Origin of the sequence: Methylobacterium sp. CCH7-A2, assembly GCF_001557075.1 — a bacterium.
Classification (GTDB): domain Bacteria; phylum Pseudomonadota; class Alphaproteobacteria; order Rhizobiales; family Beijerinckiaceae; genus Allobosea; species Allobosea massiliensis.
In genome coordinates, this window is the sequence record NZ_LSKN01000235.1 from 171,064 (window position 1) to 184,395 (window position 13,332).

The following is a 13,332-nucleotide window of genomic DNA, read 5'->3' on the forward strand; positions in this document are numbered from 1 at the left end:
TGTTCTGTGGGGCTTGCGCGAAGGGCGACGGAGCGCCTGCGGATCCGGGGAGAACGATGCACCCGCGCCCGCGGCTTCGACCAATACCGCTTCGCTCTAGCCGCCATAACGCAAAGCTGGCGCAGTCGCGGGGTCTCGCTGGTCATGGGTGCGCGGCGCCGCTATGCAGGCCTGCGGCTTGCCGCAGGCCCAGGGAGACCCGAACGGCGATGGATTTAAGGCAGCTTCGCTATTTCGCGGCGATCGTCGAACAGGGCTCCTTCTCCAAGGCCGCCACCAAGCTGCGTGTGGCGCAGCCAGCGCTGAGCCAGCATCTGCGGCATATGGAGGACGAGCTCGGCGTCGCGCTGCTGCATCGCGGCACGCGCGGCGTGCTGCCGACGGAGGCGGGGGAGCGCCTGCTGGCCCGCGCGCATGTCATCCTGGCCGAGTTCGGGGCGCTGCGCGAAGCCGTGCGCGGCGAGGCCGAATTGCCGGGTGGCGAGGTCCGGATCGGCCTGCCCGGCACAGTGAGCGAGCAGTTCAGCGTGCCGCTGATCCAGGCGGCGCGTGAGCGCTATCCGGCGATCCGGATCCGCATCGCCGAGGCGATGAGCGGCTTCGTGCTGGACTGGCTGCGCCGCGGCGAGGTCGATCTGGCGATGATCTACTCGACCTCCGATCCCAAGGGGCTCGGCATCCACCATGTCCTGACCGAAGAGCTCTGCCTGTTCTGCGCCTCGGGCGTCACCGGCTCGCCGGCGCCGTCGGGCGAGGCCGTGGCGATGGCCGATGCCGCGGCTCTCGACCTGATCCTGCCGGGCATCGGGCATGGGCTGCGCGACCAGATCGACGAGGCGGCGGCCTCGGCCGGGGCGACCATCCAGCCGGCAATCGAGATCGAATCCTACAGCCAGATCAAGCGGCTGGTGGAGCAGGGATTCGGCTACAGCATCCTGCCGCGCATGGCGGTGGCGGCGCAGGAAAAGGCCGGGCTGTTCCAGACCTGGCCGCTGGAGCGCCCGACGCTCTACCGCAAGGTCTATCTCGCCTATTCGACCGAGCGGCCGATGCCGGCGGCGGCGCGCGCGATCGGGCAATTGTCCTGGGAGATCCTGCGCGGCCTCGTCACCGACGAGACCTGGACGGCGACGCTGGGCCAGGATGGCGGGCCGCCGATGCTGTACGGGTGAGGCCGGCGGCGCCCCCTAAAGCGGACGCGCCGTTCCCTCCATCCGCAAGCGCCCATCGGCGCCTTCCGTCCAGGTCCGGATGCCGCCGTCGGCGTTGCGCCGGGCTTTGACGGCAAAGCGGCCGCCGGCGATCAGCGGGCTCAGGCCGCGATAATCGAGCGCCAGCGTCGTGGTTCCCGCCAGCGTCGCGGCGATGTTGAGCATCAGCGTCGCCTGGATCGGACCATGGACGACGAGCCCGGCATAGCCTTCCTCGGCGGTCGCATAGGGCTGGTCGTAATGGATGCGGTGGCCGTTGAAGGTCAGCGCCGAGTAGCGGAAGAGCAGGGTCGGGCTGGCCTCGATCTCCCAGACGAGATCGGCCGGTTCCGGTGTGACTGTGGCAGCAGTTGCGGGGGCCGGCAGGCTCGTGGCCTCGCGGTAAACGATGTCGTGGCGCTCGCGCAGGGCGAGGCCGCGCGGAGTCGAGACCTCGTGATGGACGGCGACGAAGCAGAGCGCGCCGGTGCGGCCCTCCTTGGCCGTGACGTCGCCGATGGTCGAGCGGCGCGTGACGAGATCGCCCGCGCGTAAGGGCGCCAGCGCCTCAAGGCGCCCGCCCGCCCACATCCGCCGCGGCAGCGGCACCGGCGGCAGGAAATCCCCCTTCGCCGGATGGCCATCAGGCCCGAGCGCGTTCATCGGTGCGATGGGTGGTGCGAGACACCAGTGCAGCGCGAGCGGCGCGTCGCCCTGCGGGCCGGGCGCGAGATGGGGCGCGAAGGTGGCCGCATAACTCTCGATCAGGCGCGGCGTGACGAGATCCGAGGCCTCCTCCGTCCTGCCGATCCAGCCGCGGAGATGGTCGATGTCCATGGATCCGAGAGCCTTCAGTAGGAGCGCGGCATGCCCAGCACATGCTCCGCGAGATAGGACAGGATCAGGTTGGTCGAGATCGGCGCCACCTGGTAGAGCCGGGTCTCCCTGAATTTGCGCTCGATATCGTACTCCTCGGCGAAGCCGAAGCCGCCATGGGTCTGGATGCAGGCGTTGGCCGCCTCGAAGGAGGCATCCGCAGCGAGCATCTTCGCCATGTTGGCCTCCGCGCCGGCATTCTCGCCGGCCTCATAGAGCCGCACCGCCTCGCGCACCATCAGTTCGGCTGCGCGCATATTGGCGTAGGCCTTGGCGATCGGGAACTGGATGCCCTGATTCTGGCCGATCGGCCGGCCGAAGACCTGACGCTCCTTGGCGTAGGTCGAGGCCTTCTCGATGAACCATTTGGCGTCGCCGACGCATTCGGCCGCGATCAGGATGCGCTCGGCATTCATGCCCGAGAGGATGTAGCGGAAGCCCTTGCCCTCCTCGCCGATCAGGTTCCCGGCGGGGATGCGGACATTGTCGAAGAAGACCTCGGTGGTGGCGTGGTTCATCATCGTCCGGATCGGCCGGATGGTGAGGCCGTTTTTCAGCGCCTCGCGCATGTCGAGCAGGAAGACCGAGAGCCCGTCGGTGCGCTTGGCGACCTGCTCGCGCGGGGTGGTGCGCGCCAGCAGCAGCATGAGGTCCGACTGCGCGGCGCGGCTCGTCCAGATCTTCTGCCCGTTGACGACGTAATGGTCGCCCTCGCGCCTGGCGGTCGTGCGCAGCGCGGTGGTGTCGGTGCCGCTGGTCGGCTCGGTGACGCCGAAGGCCTGCAGGCGCAGTTCGCCCGAGGCGACGCGGGGCAGCCAGGCCTGCTTCTGCGCCTCCGAGCCATGCCGGAGAACCGTACCCATGACATACATCTGCGCGTGACAGGCGCCGCCATTGCAGCCCTGGCGCTGGATCTCCTCCATGATGACGCTCGCCGCCGATAGCGTCAGGCCGGCGCCGCCATAGGCCTCCGGGATCAGCGCCGAGAGAAAGCCGCTTTCGGTGAGTGCCGCGACGAACTCGGTCGGGTAGGCCATCTCGCGGTCGAGCTTGCGCCAGTACTCGCCCGGGAAGCCGGCGCAGAGGCGGGCGACGGCGTCGCGGATCTCGGCATGGTCGGATGGGTGCTGCATGGTTGCTGTCTTTACGGGGCCGAAGAGCGGCCGAACTCGGCCCGCAACGCCTCGTCATGCTGGCCGAGCGCCGGCACGGGGCGCATCGTCACGCGCTGCCCGTCGACGATGGCGGGCGGGGCGAGGACCTCGACGGGGCCCGACGGCGTCGGGGTGGCCAGGGCGGTCGCGGCGGGGTGTGTGATGAGGTCGCCGACGCTGGAGACGGTGCCATAGGCGATGGCATAGCGATCGAGCGCGGCGGTGACCTCGGCGAAGGAGCGCGTCGCGAGCAGGGCCTGAACCTCGCGATCCACCGTCTCACGCTGCCGCACCCGCAGGACATTGGTGGCGAAGCGTGGGTCCTCGGCGAGAGCCGCGCTGCCCAGAACCTCGCGGGCGAGGATCTGCCATTCGCGCTCGCTCTGGATCGAGATCAGCACATCGCCATCGGCGGTCGAGAAGACGCCATAGGGGGCGATCGAGGGGTGGGCGAGCCCCAGCCGCGGCGGCTCGATGCCGCCATAGCGCCGCGTCAGATAGGGCACGTTCATCAGGTCGCCCAGGGTATCGAACAGCGAGAGCTGGATCGCGGAGCCCCGGCCGGTCTTCGCGCGACGCAGCAGCGCCTCGAGGATGGCGGCATAGGCCGCCTGGCCGGTGGCGATGTCGGCGATCGAGACGCCGATGCGCGACGGGCCGGAGGCCTGCGTGCCGGTGATGGCAGCTAGCCCCGATTCGGCCTGGATCAGCAGATCATAGGCCTTGCGCGTGTGGTGCGGCGTGCCCGGCGCATAGCCCGAGACGTCGCAGGTGATCAGTCTCGGATAGCGCGCGCGCAGATCGGCCGCGCCGAGGCCGAGCCGGCCGGTGGCGCCCGGCGCGAGGTTCTGGATGAACACATCGGCCTGCGCCAGCATGGCCTCGACCATGGCGCGGTCGTCTTCCAGCTTGAGATCGACCCGGCAGGATTCCTTGCCCCGGTTCAGCCAGACGAAATAGGAGGACTGGCCTTTCGCATAATCGTCATAGCCGCGGGCGAAGTCGCCCTCGGCGCGCTCCAGCTTGATGACGCGTGCACCGGCATCGGCGAGCTTGCAGGTCGCGGTCGGCACGGCCACCGCCTGCTCCAGCGCCACCACCAGAATTCCTTCGAGCGCGTTCATCGTCGTTCCGGCGGTCCGCCTTCCCATCCACCCTCGCAGACGGGCCGTCGAAGCCGGAGCCAAGTCAAATAGGGTTTTGCGATGAGGGGCATAGCGAAATCCTCGCTGTGCCGCGATCACCATAGATAATCGCTATGGCCCTCATCGTTTTATCCTACTTGTCCTGCCGGATCGCCCATGCACCCCTCTCGGCTCCAGGCAGTGCGCCGCCCAAGAGCGCGCTCCAGAGGATTCAGGGAGAGGAACCGATGGCCATCAAACGATCAGCCGTAGCCGCATTCGTTCTAGGGGCGCTGATGGCGCTTCCGGTGCAGGCGCAGGAGAAGCCGAAGGAACTGGTCGTCGGCATCGCGACCTTCCTGTCGGGACCCGCTTCGGTCTTCGGCGTGCCCGGCCGCAATGCCGCCGACCTGTTCTTCGAGGAACTGAACGCCAAGGGTGGTATCCTCGGCGTGCCGGTGAAGCCGGTTTATGTCGACGAGGGCGCGGGCACCAACCAGCTGATTTCGGAATATCGCCGCGTCGTCCAGGACCAGGGCGCGCAGGTGATGTTCGGCGCGATCTCGTCGGGTTCCTGCAACGCGCTCGCCCCCGTCGCCGAGGACCTCAAGGTCGTCAACGTGATGTGGGATTGCGGCACGCAGACGATCTTCGAAGAGGGCAAGTGGAAGTATTCGGTCCGCACCCAGGGCCATGCCGGCGCCGAGATGATGGCGACGCTGCTCTACCTCATGAAGACCAAGCCGGACTTCAAGACGATCGCGGTCGTCAACCAGGACTATGCTTGGGGCCGTGAATCCTGGGCGCTGCTGCAGGCTGGCCTCAAGGCGCTGAAGCCCGACGTCAAGGTCGTCGCCGAGCTGTTCCCGAAATTCGGCGCGCCCGACTTCTCCACCGAGATCACCCGCCTCTCGGCGCTGCGGCCCGATGTGGTGATCTCGACCTCCTGGGGCGGCGATCTCGACACCTTCGTCCAGCAGGCGGCGGCGCGCGGCCTGCTGAAGCAGTCGACCTTTGTGCTGCCACTGGCGGAAAGCTCGCTGGAGCGGCTCGGCAATGTGCTGCCGGAAGGTGTGATCGTCGGCTCGCGCGGCGACCACTACTTCCTGCATCCGAAGTACAAGAACACGCCCGAAATGCAGTCCTTCGTGAAGAAGTACAAGGACAAGACCGGCGTCTATCCGATCTACCCGACCTTCCACATGAATCAGGCCGTGACCGGGCTGGTGAAGGCCTATGAGAAGGCCTCCGCCGCCAATGGCGGCAAGTGGCCCAGCAAGGAGCAGGTTATTACCGCCTTCGAGGGGCTGGAGTTCAAGTCGCTGACGGGGACGATCACCATCCGCTCCGACCATCAGGGGCTCGAGGACCAGATGCTCGGCACCACCAAGCGCGTGCCGGAATACCCCTTCGCGGTCTATGACAAGATGGCGCTCTATCCCGGCAAGCTGGTGACCACCCCGGTCGGCGAGAAGTCGCTCGAGTGGTTCGCCAAGATCAAGCCCGAGATGGTCAACGACAAGTCGATCGAGACCTTCGACTATTCGAAGTAATCGAACCAGCCGCATCCGCCGCCGTCATCCCGAACAAGCCGCGTAGCGGCGCAGCTCCGGGATCCATCGGAGGGCACCGCGCTCTACGATGGATCCCGGATCTCCGCTTCGCTGCGTCCGGGATGGCGCGGAACGGTTGATCACAATCCAGAATCGGATGGCCATGCCTCCTGAAATGCTCTTCCTCGCCGCGCTCGACGGCCTCGCCTATGGCTCGCTGCTGTTTCTGGTGGCGGTCGGGCTGTCGCTGATCTTCGGCGTGCTCGGCGTGCTCAACGTCGCGCATGGCTCGTTCTACGCGATCGGCGCCTATGTCGCGGCGAGCGCCGTGCTGGCGGCGGCCGGGATGGGCCTGCCGACCTGGCTCTCCTTTCCGCTCTTCCTGATCTCGGCGATCCTGGTCGGCGTCGTCGTCGGCGGGCTGGTCGAGGCGCTGCTGCTGCGGCGGATCTACGGCAAGGAGGAGGTGCTGCAGCTCCTCGTCACCTTCGCGGTCTTCATGATCCTGGAGGATGCGCAGAAGGTCGTGTTCGGCACGCAGCCGCTCTTCGCCAACGCGCCGATGAACTGGCTCGGCACGGTCGAGGTCTTCGGCATCTTCTACACGCGCTACCAGCTCATCCTGATCCCGCTGGTGGCGCTCGCGGTGCTGGTCGGCCTGCGGCTGTTCCTTCGGCGGACCGCCTTCGGGCGGGCCATCGTCGCAGTGACGCAGGACCGCGAGGCAGCGATGGCGATGGGCATCAATGCGACGCGGATCTATCTCTTCACCTTCATGATCGGGGCGTCGCTGGCGGCGCTGGGCGGGGCGCTCTCCTCGGCGACGACCTCGCTGACGCCTGGCATCGGCTCTGGGATGATCGTGCTGTCCTTCGCCGTGGCGGCCACCGCCGGCCTCGGGCGCATCGAGGGCGCGGCGGTCGCAGCCCTGATGATCGGGCTCGGACGCTCGGCGGCGGTCTATTTCGCGCCGGAGTTCGACGTGCTGATCCCCTATCTGATCATGGTCGCGGTGCTGCTGATCAAGCCGGAAGGCCTGTTCACCACGTTGCAGACGAGGAAAGTCTGATGGCGCGCCAATATCTCATCGGCGCGGCGCTACTGATCGCGCTCATCGTCTTTCCGCTGATCTCGCCCTGGGCCACGGTCATCCTCACCGTCGCGCTGTGCGAGGGGCTGGCGGCGCTCGGCATCCTCGTGTTGCTGCGGGCGGGCCAGGTCTCCTTCGGTCACGGGCTGTTCTTCGCGTTTTCGGCCTATGTCGTCGCCTTCATGGCCGCGGCGAGCCTCGGCCACGAGGTGCTGCTGCTGGTCCCGATCGCGACTGCAGCGTCGGGCCTCGTCGCGGCGATCGTCGGGCTCTTCATCGTGCGCTACCGCGCGATCTTCTTCGGCATGCTCAACCTCGCCATCTCGATGGTGTTCTTCTCGCTGCTCGAAAAGCTGTTCTCGGTCACCGGCGGCGCCGACGGCAAGCGGGTGCCGCGGCCGACGCTCGCGGGCATGACGCTCGATCGCGAGACCTTCGAATTCTGGATGTTCTACATCACACTGGCGCTGGCCGTGGTCGCGGCGCTCGGTGTGGCGCGCTATCTCGTCTCGCCGGGTGGCAAGGCGCTGGAGGCGATCAAGTCCAACGAGACGCGGCTGGAATATCTCGGCGTTTCCAGCCGCAAGGTGCTCTACGGCGCCTATCTGCTCTCGGGTCTGCTGGCGGGCCTGGGGGGCGCGATCATCGCTCTGGTCTCGGGCCATGTCACGCCGGAACTGGCCTACTGGGTGCGCTCGGGCGAGTTCGTCTTCATCGCGATCCTGGGTGGCGTCGGCGGCGTGGCGGGGCCCTTCCTGGGTGCGCTGATGTTCCAGATCATCCGCGGCTATGCCGCCGTGCATGCGCCCGAAACCTGGCATGCTGTGCTCGGCGTGATGCTGCTCGTCATCATCTTCTTCGCGCCGAGCGGGCTCTATGGCCTGATCGCGGGTCGCAAGCGCGCGGCCGCACCCGGCGCCGGCGGGGAGGGCGGGCGATGAGCGAGATCATCCTCGAGGCGCGCGATCTCGAATTGCGCTTCGGCGGCGTGCTGGCGGCCAATGGCGCCTCGCTGAGCGTGCGGGCCAACGAGCGCATCGCGATCATCGGCCCCAACGGCGCCGGCAAGACCACCTTCATCAACCTCTGCACTGGCTATCTGAAGCCGCAGTCGGGCCGCGTGATCTTCGCGGGGCAGGATGTGACGGGGCTGTCGCCGCGCACGATCACGCGGCGCGGCATCGGCCGCTCCTTCCAGATCCCGCAGCTCTTCACCGACAACACAGTGATGGAGAACCTGCTGCTGGCGCTGAGCGCGCGCGAGGGCACCTGGTCGCCCTTCCTGCGGCTCGACCGCCACCCCAAGCGCGAGGAGATGATCGCGCTGCTCGACAGCGTCGGCCTGCGCGACACCGCCGAGCGGCCGGTGCGAGAGCTGCCCGAGGGCATGCGCAAGCTGATCGACATCGCGGTGGCGCTGGCGCTGGATCCGAAGCTGATCTTCATGGACGAGCCGACCTCGGGCGTCTCCAGCCACGAGAAGTTCCAGGTCATGGATACGTTGACACGCGCGCTAGACGCCCGCGCCACGACGGCGATCTTCGTCGAGCACGACATGGATGTGGTCGCGCGCTACGCCAGCCGCGTCGCGGTCTGGTCGGGCGGTCGCATCGCGCTGGAGGGCACGCCCGACGAGATCCTCAATCATCCCGAGGTCCGCGAAACCGTGATCGGGGTGGGAGTCTAGCCATGCTGGAGATCAGGGGACTGTCGGCCGTCATTGAAGGTGTGCAGGTGTTGCGCAAGGTCGATTTCGCGCTGGCCGAGGGCGCGACCGTGGCGCTGATCGGCCGCAACGGCGCGGGCAAGACCAGCCTGCTGCGCGCGATCATGGGCTTCATGACGGTGACCGAGGGCACGATCGCCTTCGACGGCCGGCCGATCCTGGCGATCCCGCCGCATGAGCGGCCGCGGCTCGGAATCGGCTACGCGCCGGAGGACCGGCGGCTATTTTCGAGCTTTTCGATCGAGGAGAACATCCGCCTGCCGGCCGAGGTGATGAAGGTGCCGGGCGCCGAGATCGCAAGGCGGCTGGAGGGCATCTATCAGGTGCTGCCGGAACTGGCCGATCTGCGCCACCGCGCGGCGGCGGGGCTTTCGGGCGGCCAGGGCAAGATGGCGGCGCTGGCCCGGGCGCTGATGGTGGGGCAGCGCGTCATCCTGCTCGACGAACCCTTCCAGGGCCTCGCCCCGGTGCTGGCGCAGCGCTACGCGACCGCCCTGCGCGCGCTGCGCGACAGCCATCCCGAGATCGCGTTGCTCATCACCGAATCCAATCCCAGTCTGCTGCGCAGCTTCGCCGAGCGAGCCTATGCGATCGAGCGTGGCGAGGTCACGGAAGTGGCCGGCGGCCTGGCGGCGAGTTCGCTCGAAGCGGCGGGGCTGCATTAGGTCGCGGATGGGTTCTGGCCTCGGCTGGCGTTGGACAACGAGGAGCGCAAGATATACATCTTCGGGAGTATATCAGGAGGTCGCGTCATGCAGGTCGCGCGTTGGGGTAACAGTCTGGCCGTCCGCCTGCCCGCATCCGTGGTCGAGGCACTTGGCCTGAAGGAGGGCGATGACATCGAGATCCGCGTCGCCGGCGAGCGCGCCTTCGACATTGACCTCGACCGCAGCCGCGAACGGGCGCTCGAACGGGTTCGCGCGCTGCGCAGGCCGTTGCCGCCCGGCTGGCGTTTCGACCGCGACGAGGCCAATGCGCGGTGACGGCACCGAGCGAGTTCCTGGATACGAATGTGTTGGTCTACGCGTTTTGCAACGATACCCGCTCGGCCCGCGCCGAGGCCTTGCTGGCAAAGGGCTGTGCCAGCAGCGTGCAGGCGCTCAACGAGTTCGCCAATGTCGCGCGGCGCAAGCTCGCGATGGAGTGGCGGGAGGTGCGGGAGGCTCTCGACGCGATCCGGGCGCTGCTGTCCGCGGTCGCTCCTCTCGATCTCGAAACGCATCTCGCCGGCATCGAGATCGCCGAGCGCCACCGGCTTTCGGTCTATGACGCGATGATGATCGCGGCGGCTCTGAAACTCGGCTGCACGACCTTCTGGTCAGAGGATCTGCAGGACGGGCTGGTCGTGGAGGGCCGCCTGACGATCCACAACCCCTTCGTCATCGGATCGAGCTGAAACCCGATCGGCCTGCCCCTGCGCAGGGCATCTTTCGAACGAGACTTTCGCCCCGCATGAGGGGCCCGGATAGGAGAAACCCCATGACCCAGCACTTCATCAACGGCCGCCATGTGGCGGGCCGCAGCGGCGAGACCATGGCCGTGCTGGCCCCCGCCACCGGCGAGGAGTTCACCCGCATCGCCTGCGGCACGGCCGAGGATATCGACGATGCCGTGAAGGCGGCGCGCGCGGCCTATGAAGGCGCCTGGGGCAAGCTGACAGCGGCCGAGCGCGGACGGCTGATTTCCAAGCTCGGGCTCAAGGTGCTCGACCATTTCGACGAGCTGGCGAAGATCGAGGCGCAGGACACCGGCAAGCCGATGGCCCAGGCGCGCGCCGACATCGAGGCGACCGCCCGCTATTTCGAGTTCTATGGTGGCGCGGCCGACAAGGTGCATGGCCACATCGTGCCCTTCCTCAACGGCTACAGCGTCAACGTGATCCATGAGCCGCATGGCGTCACCGGCCATATCCTGCCCTGGAACTATCCGGCGCAGATGTTTGGCCGCTCGCTGACGGCGGCGCTCGCCATGGGCAACGCGGTCGTGCTGAAGCCGGCGGAAGAGGCCTGCCAGACGGCGTTGCGGCTGGCGGTGCTGGCTTCCGAGGTCGGCTTCCCCGACGGCGCGATCAACATCGTCACGGGTCGCGGGCACGAGGCGGGCGCGGCGCTTTCGGCCCATCACGGGGTCGACTTCATGTCCTTCACCGGCTCGCCCGAGGTCGGCAAGATGGTGCAGCACGCCTGCGCCGAGCATCTCATCCCCTGCACGCTCGAGCTCGGCGGCAAGTCGCCCCAGATCGTCTTCGACGATGCCGATTTCGACGCCGCCGTGCCGATCGTCTGCAAGGCGATCGTCCAGAACACCGGGCAGACCTGCTCGGCCGGTTCGCGCGTGCTGGTGCAGGAACGCGTCTATGACGACTTCATGGGTGCGGTCGCCAAGGAGTTCACCAAGCTGCGCGCCGGCACGCCGGAAATGGATCTCGATTGCGGCCCGGTGATCAACGCCAAGCAGCGTGGCCGCGTTCAGAGCTTCATCGATCAGGCCCGCGAGGCCGGCATTCCGGTCATCGCCGAGGGACAGATCGCGCAGGGCGTGCCCAATGGCGGTTTCTATGTGACGCCGACGCTGTTCGGGACAGTGCCGCGCGGCAACCGGCTGGAGCAGGAGGAGGTCTTCGGCCCGGTGCTCGCCGCCTTCCCCTTCAGCGACGAGGCGGATGCGATCAAGCTCGCCAACTCGACCGAATACGGGCTCGTCGCGGCGGTGTGGACCAAGGATGGCGGGCGCCAGCAGCGTGTTGCCAAGAAGGTCCGCGCCGGCCAGGTCTTCATAAACGGCTATGGCGCCGGCGGCGGCATCGAGCTGCCTTTCGGGGGCACCGGCAAATCCGGCCATGGCCGCGAGAAGGGCTTCGCCGCGCTGGAGGAGTTCGCGGTGACCAAGACGATCGTGCACAAGCACGGGTGAGAGGTCGGGGCGCGTCATGCTCGGGCTCGACCCGAGCATCTCTTGCCAGAGATTCTCGGGTCGAAGCTTCGCTCCGCCCGAGAATGACGCTCTTCCTCACATCATGATGACGTGCCGGATGGTGCGGCCTTCATTCAAGGCGTCGAAGCCCTCGTTGATGCCGTCGAGCCCGCTCTGGCTGGTCATCAGCTTGTCCACCGGCAGCTTGCCGCGCTGGTAAAGGTCGACGAAGCGGGGGATGTCGCGCACCGGGATGCAGGAGCCCACATAGGAGCCCTTCAGCGTGCGCTCTTCGCCGACGAGGCGCACGGGGGCCAGCGACAGGGTGTGGGCTGGGTTGGCGAGGCCTGCCGTCGTGGTCGTGCCGCCGCGCCGCGTGATCTGGTAGGCGAGGTCGAGCGCCTTGACCGAGCCCGCCATCTCCAGCCCGTGATCGACACCGCCCTTGGTCGCGGCGCGGATCGCCTCGATGACGCCGGGGTCGCCCGCATTGAAGGTGTCGGTCGCGCCGAGATCGCGGGCGATGGCGAGCTTCTCATCGGACAGATCGACCGCGATAACGCGGGACGCGCCGCAGGCGGCGGCGCCCATCAGCGCGCTCAGGCCGACGCCGCCGAGGCCGACGACGGCGACCGTTTCACCAGCCCTGACCTTGGCCGTGTTCACGGCAGCGCCGACGCCGGTCAGCACGGCGCAGCCAAAGAGCGCCGCGATCTCATGGGGAATGTCGGCCTCGAGCTTCACCAGCGAATGGCGCGAGATCACGGCATATTCGGCGAAGGCGGAGACGCCGACATGGTGATGCACCGGCTTGCCATGGGCCGAGAGCCGGCGACCGCCGCCGATCAGTTCGCCGATACCGTTGGCGGCGTTGCCGGGCTCGCAAAGCGCCGGGCGGCCCTCGCTGCAGGGCGAGCAATGCCCGCAGGAGGGCACGAAGACCATGATGACACGGTCGCCCTTCTTCAGATCCTGGACGCCGGGGCCGGGTTCGACGACCTCGCCGGCCGCCTCATGACCGAGCACCATCGGCACGGGACGAGGCCGGTTGCCGTCGATCACCGAGAGGTCGGAATGGCAGAGACCGGCGGCGCGGACCCGCACCAGCACCTCGCCCGGCCCCGGCGGAGCGAGCTCGACCTCCTCGATCGAGAGCGGCCGGCTCTGCGCATAAGGCGCGGAGACGGGACTGGCATTCAGGACGGCGGCACGGATCTTCATTCAGGCGTTCCTCGGCAGGCTTGTGTCGTTGACGCCATCGGGCCGCAAATGACGGGGCCTGTCAAAGATCGTTTCGCGATCCCCGGCATAAGCGGGTGGTACGCAGGCTGCTGCGCGCGCGGCCATAGCATTTCCGTCTGAGCGGGATCGCCAAATCGCATTGGTCCCAGGCCTGCGGCCCGGCCAATGATGGCGTTCCCAGGACGACCGAGGAAACACCATGAGACTGAAGGGCAAGACGGCGCTGATCACTGGCGCGGCGCAGGGGTTCGGCTTCGGCATCGCCGAGACCTTCGTGCGCGAGGGCGCGCGGGTGGCGGTGCTCGACCTCAACGGCGACAAGGCCAAGGAGGCCGCGCAGGCGATCGGCCGCCGGGCCTTTGCCGTGACCTGCGATGTGGGGAAAGGCAAGAGCGTCGAGAAGGCCGTGGCGCGCGTCATCGCCAAGGTCGGCCGGCTCGACATCGTCGTCAACAATGCCGGCA

Annotated in this window: 14 protein-coding genes; 10 read left to right on the forward strand and 4 right to left on the reverse strand. The window is 67.7% G+C overall.

What is annotated here, in order from left to right; all coding sequences use genetic code 11:
• Nucleotides 1-209: 209 nt before the first annotated feature.
• A complete protein-coding gene (locus tag AX750_RS18060; protein ID WP_066725634.1) occupies nt 210-1,172 on the forward strand; it encodes a LysR substrate-binding domain-containing protein in 963 nt (320 codons plus the stop codon).
• Between the two features lie 15 nt (nt 1,173-1,187).
• On the opposite strand, the gene AX750_RS18065 is transcribed toward AX750_RS18060, so the two are convergent.
• Genes AX750_RS18065 through AX750_RS18075 form a run of 3 tightly spaced genes read right to left on the reverse strand, consistent with a single transcriptional unit; the run spans nt 1,188 to nt 4,344 of the window.
• Nucleotides 1,188-2,027, reverse strand: coding sequence for a MaoC family dehydratase N-terminal domain-containing protein (locus AX750_RS18065; RefSeq protein ID WP_066725636.1), 840 nt, complete (start codon nt 2,025-2,027; stop codon nt 1,188-1,190).
• A 14-nt stretch (nt 2,028-2,041) separates the two neighbouring features.
• Complete coding sequence (locus AX750_RS18070; protein ID WP_066725638.1) at nt 2,042-3,199, reverse strand: acyl-CoA dehydrogenase family protein; 1,158 nt, start codon at nt 3,197-3,199, stop codon at nt 2,042-2,044.
• Between the two features lie 11 nt (nt 3,200-3,210).
• Nucleotides 3,211-4,344, reverse strand: coding sequence for a CaiB/BaiF CoA-transferase family protein (locus AX750_RS18075; protein WP_066725640.1), 1,134 nt, complete (start codon nt 4,342-4,344; stop codon nt 3,211-3,213).
• Between the two features lie 248 nt (nt 4,345-4,592).
• Here AX750_RS18075 and AX750_RS18080 point away from each other — a divergent pair, with 248 nt between their 5' ends.
• The 8 genes from AX750_RS18080 (at nt 4,593) to AX750_RS18115 (ending at nt 11,626) form a co-directional block, all read left to right on the forward strand.
• Nucleotides 4,593-5,897 (forward strand): ABC transporter substrate-binding protein, encoded by a 1,305-nt coding sequence (locus AX750_RS18080; RefSeq protein ID WP_082732722.1) that lies wholly within the window; start codon nt 4,593-4,595, stop codon nt 5,895-5,897.
• A 163-nt stretch (nt 5,898-6,060) separates the two neighbouring features.
• Nucleotides 6,061-6,966 carry a branched-chain amino acid ABC transporter permease gene (locus AX750_RS18085; protein ID WP_066725693.1) on the forward strand — a complete coding sequence of 302 codons (906 nt, stop codon included), beginning with the start codon at nt 6,061-6,063 and terminating at the stop codon, nt 6,964-6,966.
• Nucleotides 6,966-7,928, forward strand: a complete 963-nt coding sequence (locus AX750_RS18090) for a branched-chain amino acid ABC transporter permease (protein ID WP_066725644.1) — start codon at nt 6,966-6,968, stop codon at nt 7,926-7,928. The genes AX750_RS18085 and AX750_RS18090 overlap by 1 nt, the downstream gene beginning before the upstream one ends.
• On the forward strand, nt 7,925-8,674 hold the full coding sequence (locus AX750_RS18095) for an ABC transporter ATP-binding protein (protein ID WP_066725652.1): 750 nt from the start codon (nt 7,925-7,927) through the stop codon (nt 8,672-8,674). The genes AX750_RS18090 and AX750_RS18095 overlap by 4 nt, the downstream gene beginning before the upstream one ends.
• A gap of 2 nt (nt 8,675-8,676) precedes the next feature.
• Nucleotides 8,677-9,378: an ATP-binding cassette domain-containing protein gene (locus AX750_RS18100; RefSeq protein WP_066725654.1), complete on the forward strand. Its 702-nt coding sequence runs from the start codon at nt 8,677-8,679 to the stop codon at nt 9,376-9,378.
• Nucleotides 9,379-9,465: 87 nt separating this feature from the next.
• Complete coding sequence (locus tag AX750_RS18105; protein WP_066725657.1) at nt 9,466-9,696, forward strand: AbrB/MazE/SpoVT family DNA-binding domain-containing protein; 231 nt, start codon at nt 9,466-9,468, stop codon at nt 9,694-9,696.
• Entirely contained in the window at nt 9,693-10,109 is a 417-nt protein-coding gene (locus AX750_RS18110) for a PIN domain-containing protein (protein ID WP_066725659.1), read from the forward strand. Before AX750_RS18105 ends, AX750_RS18110 begins: the two co-directional genes overlap by 4 nt.
• An 83-nt stretch (nt 10,110-10,192) precedes the next feature.
• Nucleotides 10,193-11,626 (forward strand): aldehyde dehydrogenase family protein, encoded by a 1,434-nt coding sequence (locus AX750_RS18115; protein ID WP_066725662.1) that lies wholly within the window; start codon nt 10,193-10,195, stop codon nt 11,624-11,626.
• A 96-nt stretch (nt 11,627-11,722) separates the two neighbouring features.
• On the opposite strand, the gene AX750_RS18120 is transcribed toward AX750_RS18115, so the two are convergent.
• Nucleotides 11,723-12,847 (reverse strand): zinc-dependent alcohol dehydrogenase family protein, encoded by a 1,125-nt coding sequence (locus AX750_RS18120; protein ID WP_066725665.1) that lies wholly within the window; start codon nt 12,845-12,847, stop codon nt 11,723-11,725.
• Nucleotides 12,848-13,067: 220 nt separating this feature from the next.
• Here AX750_RS18120 and AX750_RS18125 point away from each other — a divergent pair.
• The coding region (locus AX750_RS18125; protein ID WP_156449862.1) for an SDR family NAD(P)-dependent oxidoreductase at nt 13,068-13,332 on the forward strand (265 nt) is incomplete at its 3' end.

What these genes read in the sequence shown, in the direction of transcription:
- AX750_RS18095 (WP_066725652.1), top strand. Translation starts at nt 7,925, where the DNA reads ATGAGCGAGATCATCCTCGAGGCGCGCGATCTCGAATTGCGCTTCGGC.
- AX750_RS18065 (WP_066725636.1), bottom strand. Translation starts at nt 2,027, where the DNA reads ATGGACATCGACCATCTCCGCGGCTGGATCGGCAGGACGGAGGAGGCC.
- AX750_RS18105 (WP_066725657.1), top strand. Translation starts at nt 9,466, where the DNA reads ATGCAGGTCGCGCGTTGGGGTAACAGTCTGGCCGTCCGCCTGCCCGCA.
- AX750_RS18100 (WP_066725654.1), top strand. Translation starts at nt 8,677, where the DNA reads ATGCTGGAGATCAGGGGACTGTCGGCCGTCATTGAAGGTGTGCAGGTG.
- AX750_RS18085 (WP_066725693.1), top strand. Translation starts at nt 6,061, where the DNA reads ATGCCTCCTGAAATGCTCTTCCTCGCCGCGCTCGACGGCCTCGCCTAT.
- AX750_RS18075 (WP_066725640.1), bottom strand. Translation starts at nt 4,344, where the DNA reads ATGAACGCGCTCGAAGGAATTCTGGTGGTGGCGCTGGAGCAGGCGGTG.
- AX750_RS18060 (WP_066725634.1), top strand. Translation starts at nt 210, where the DNA reads ATGGATTTAAGGCAGCTTCGCTATTTCGCGGCGATCGTCGAACAGGGC.
- AX750_RS18120 (WP_066725665.1), bottom strand. Translation starts at nt 12,847, where the DNA reads ATGAAGATCCGTGCCGCCGTCCTGAATGCCAGTCCCGTCTCCGCGCCT.
- AX750_RS18070 (WP_066725638.1), bottom strand. Translation starts at nt 3,199, where the DNA reads ATGCAGCACCCATCCGACCATGCCGAGATCCGCGACGCCGTCGCCCGC.
- AX750_RS18090 (WP_066725644.1), top strand. Translation starts at nt 6,966, where the DNA reads ATGGCGCGCCAATATCTCATCGGCGCGGCGCTACTGATCGCGCTCATC.
- AX750_RS18080 (WP_082732722.1), top strand. Translation starts at nt 4,593, where the DNA reads ATGGCCATCAAACGATCAGCCGTAGCCGCATTCGTTCTAGGGGCGCTG.
- AX750_RS18115 (WP_066725662.1), top strand. Translation starts at nt 10,193, where the DNA reads ATGACCCAGCACTTCATCAACGGCCGCCATGTGGCGGGCCGCAGCGGC.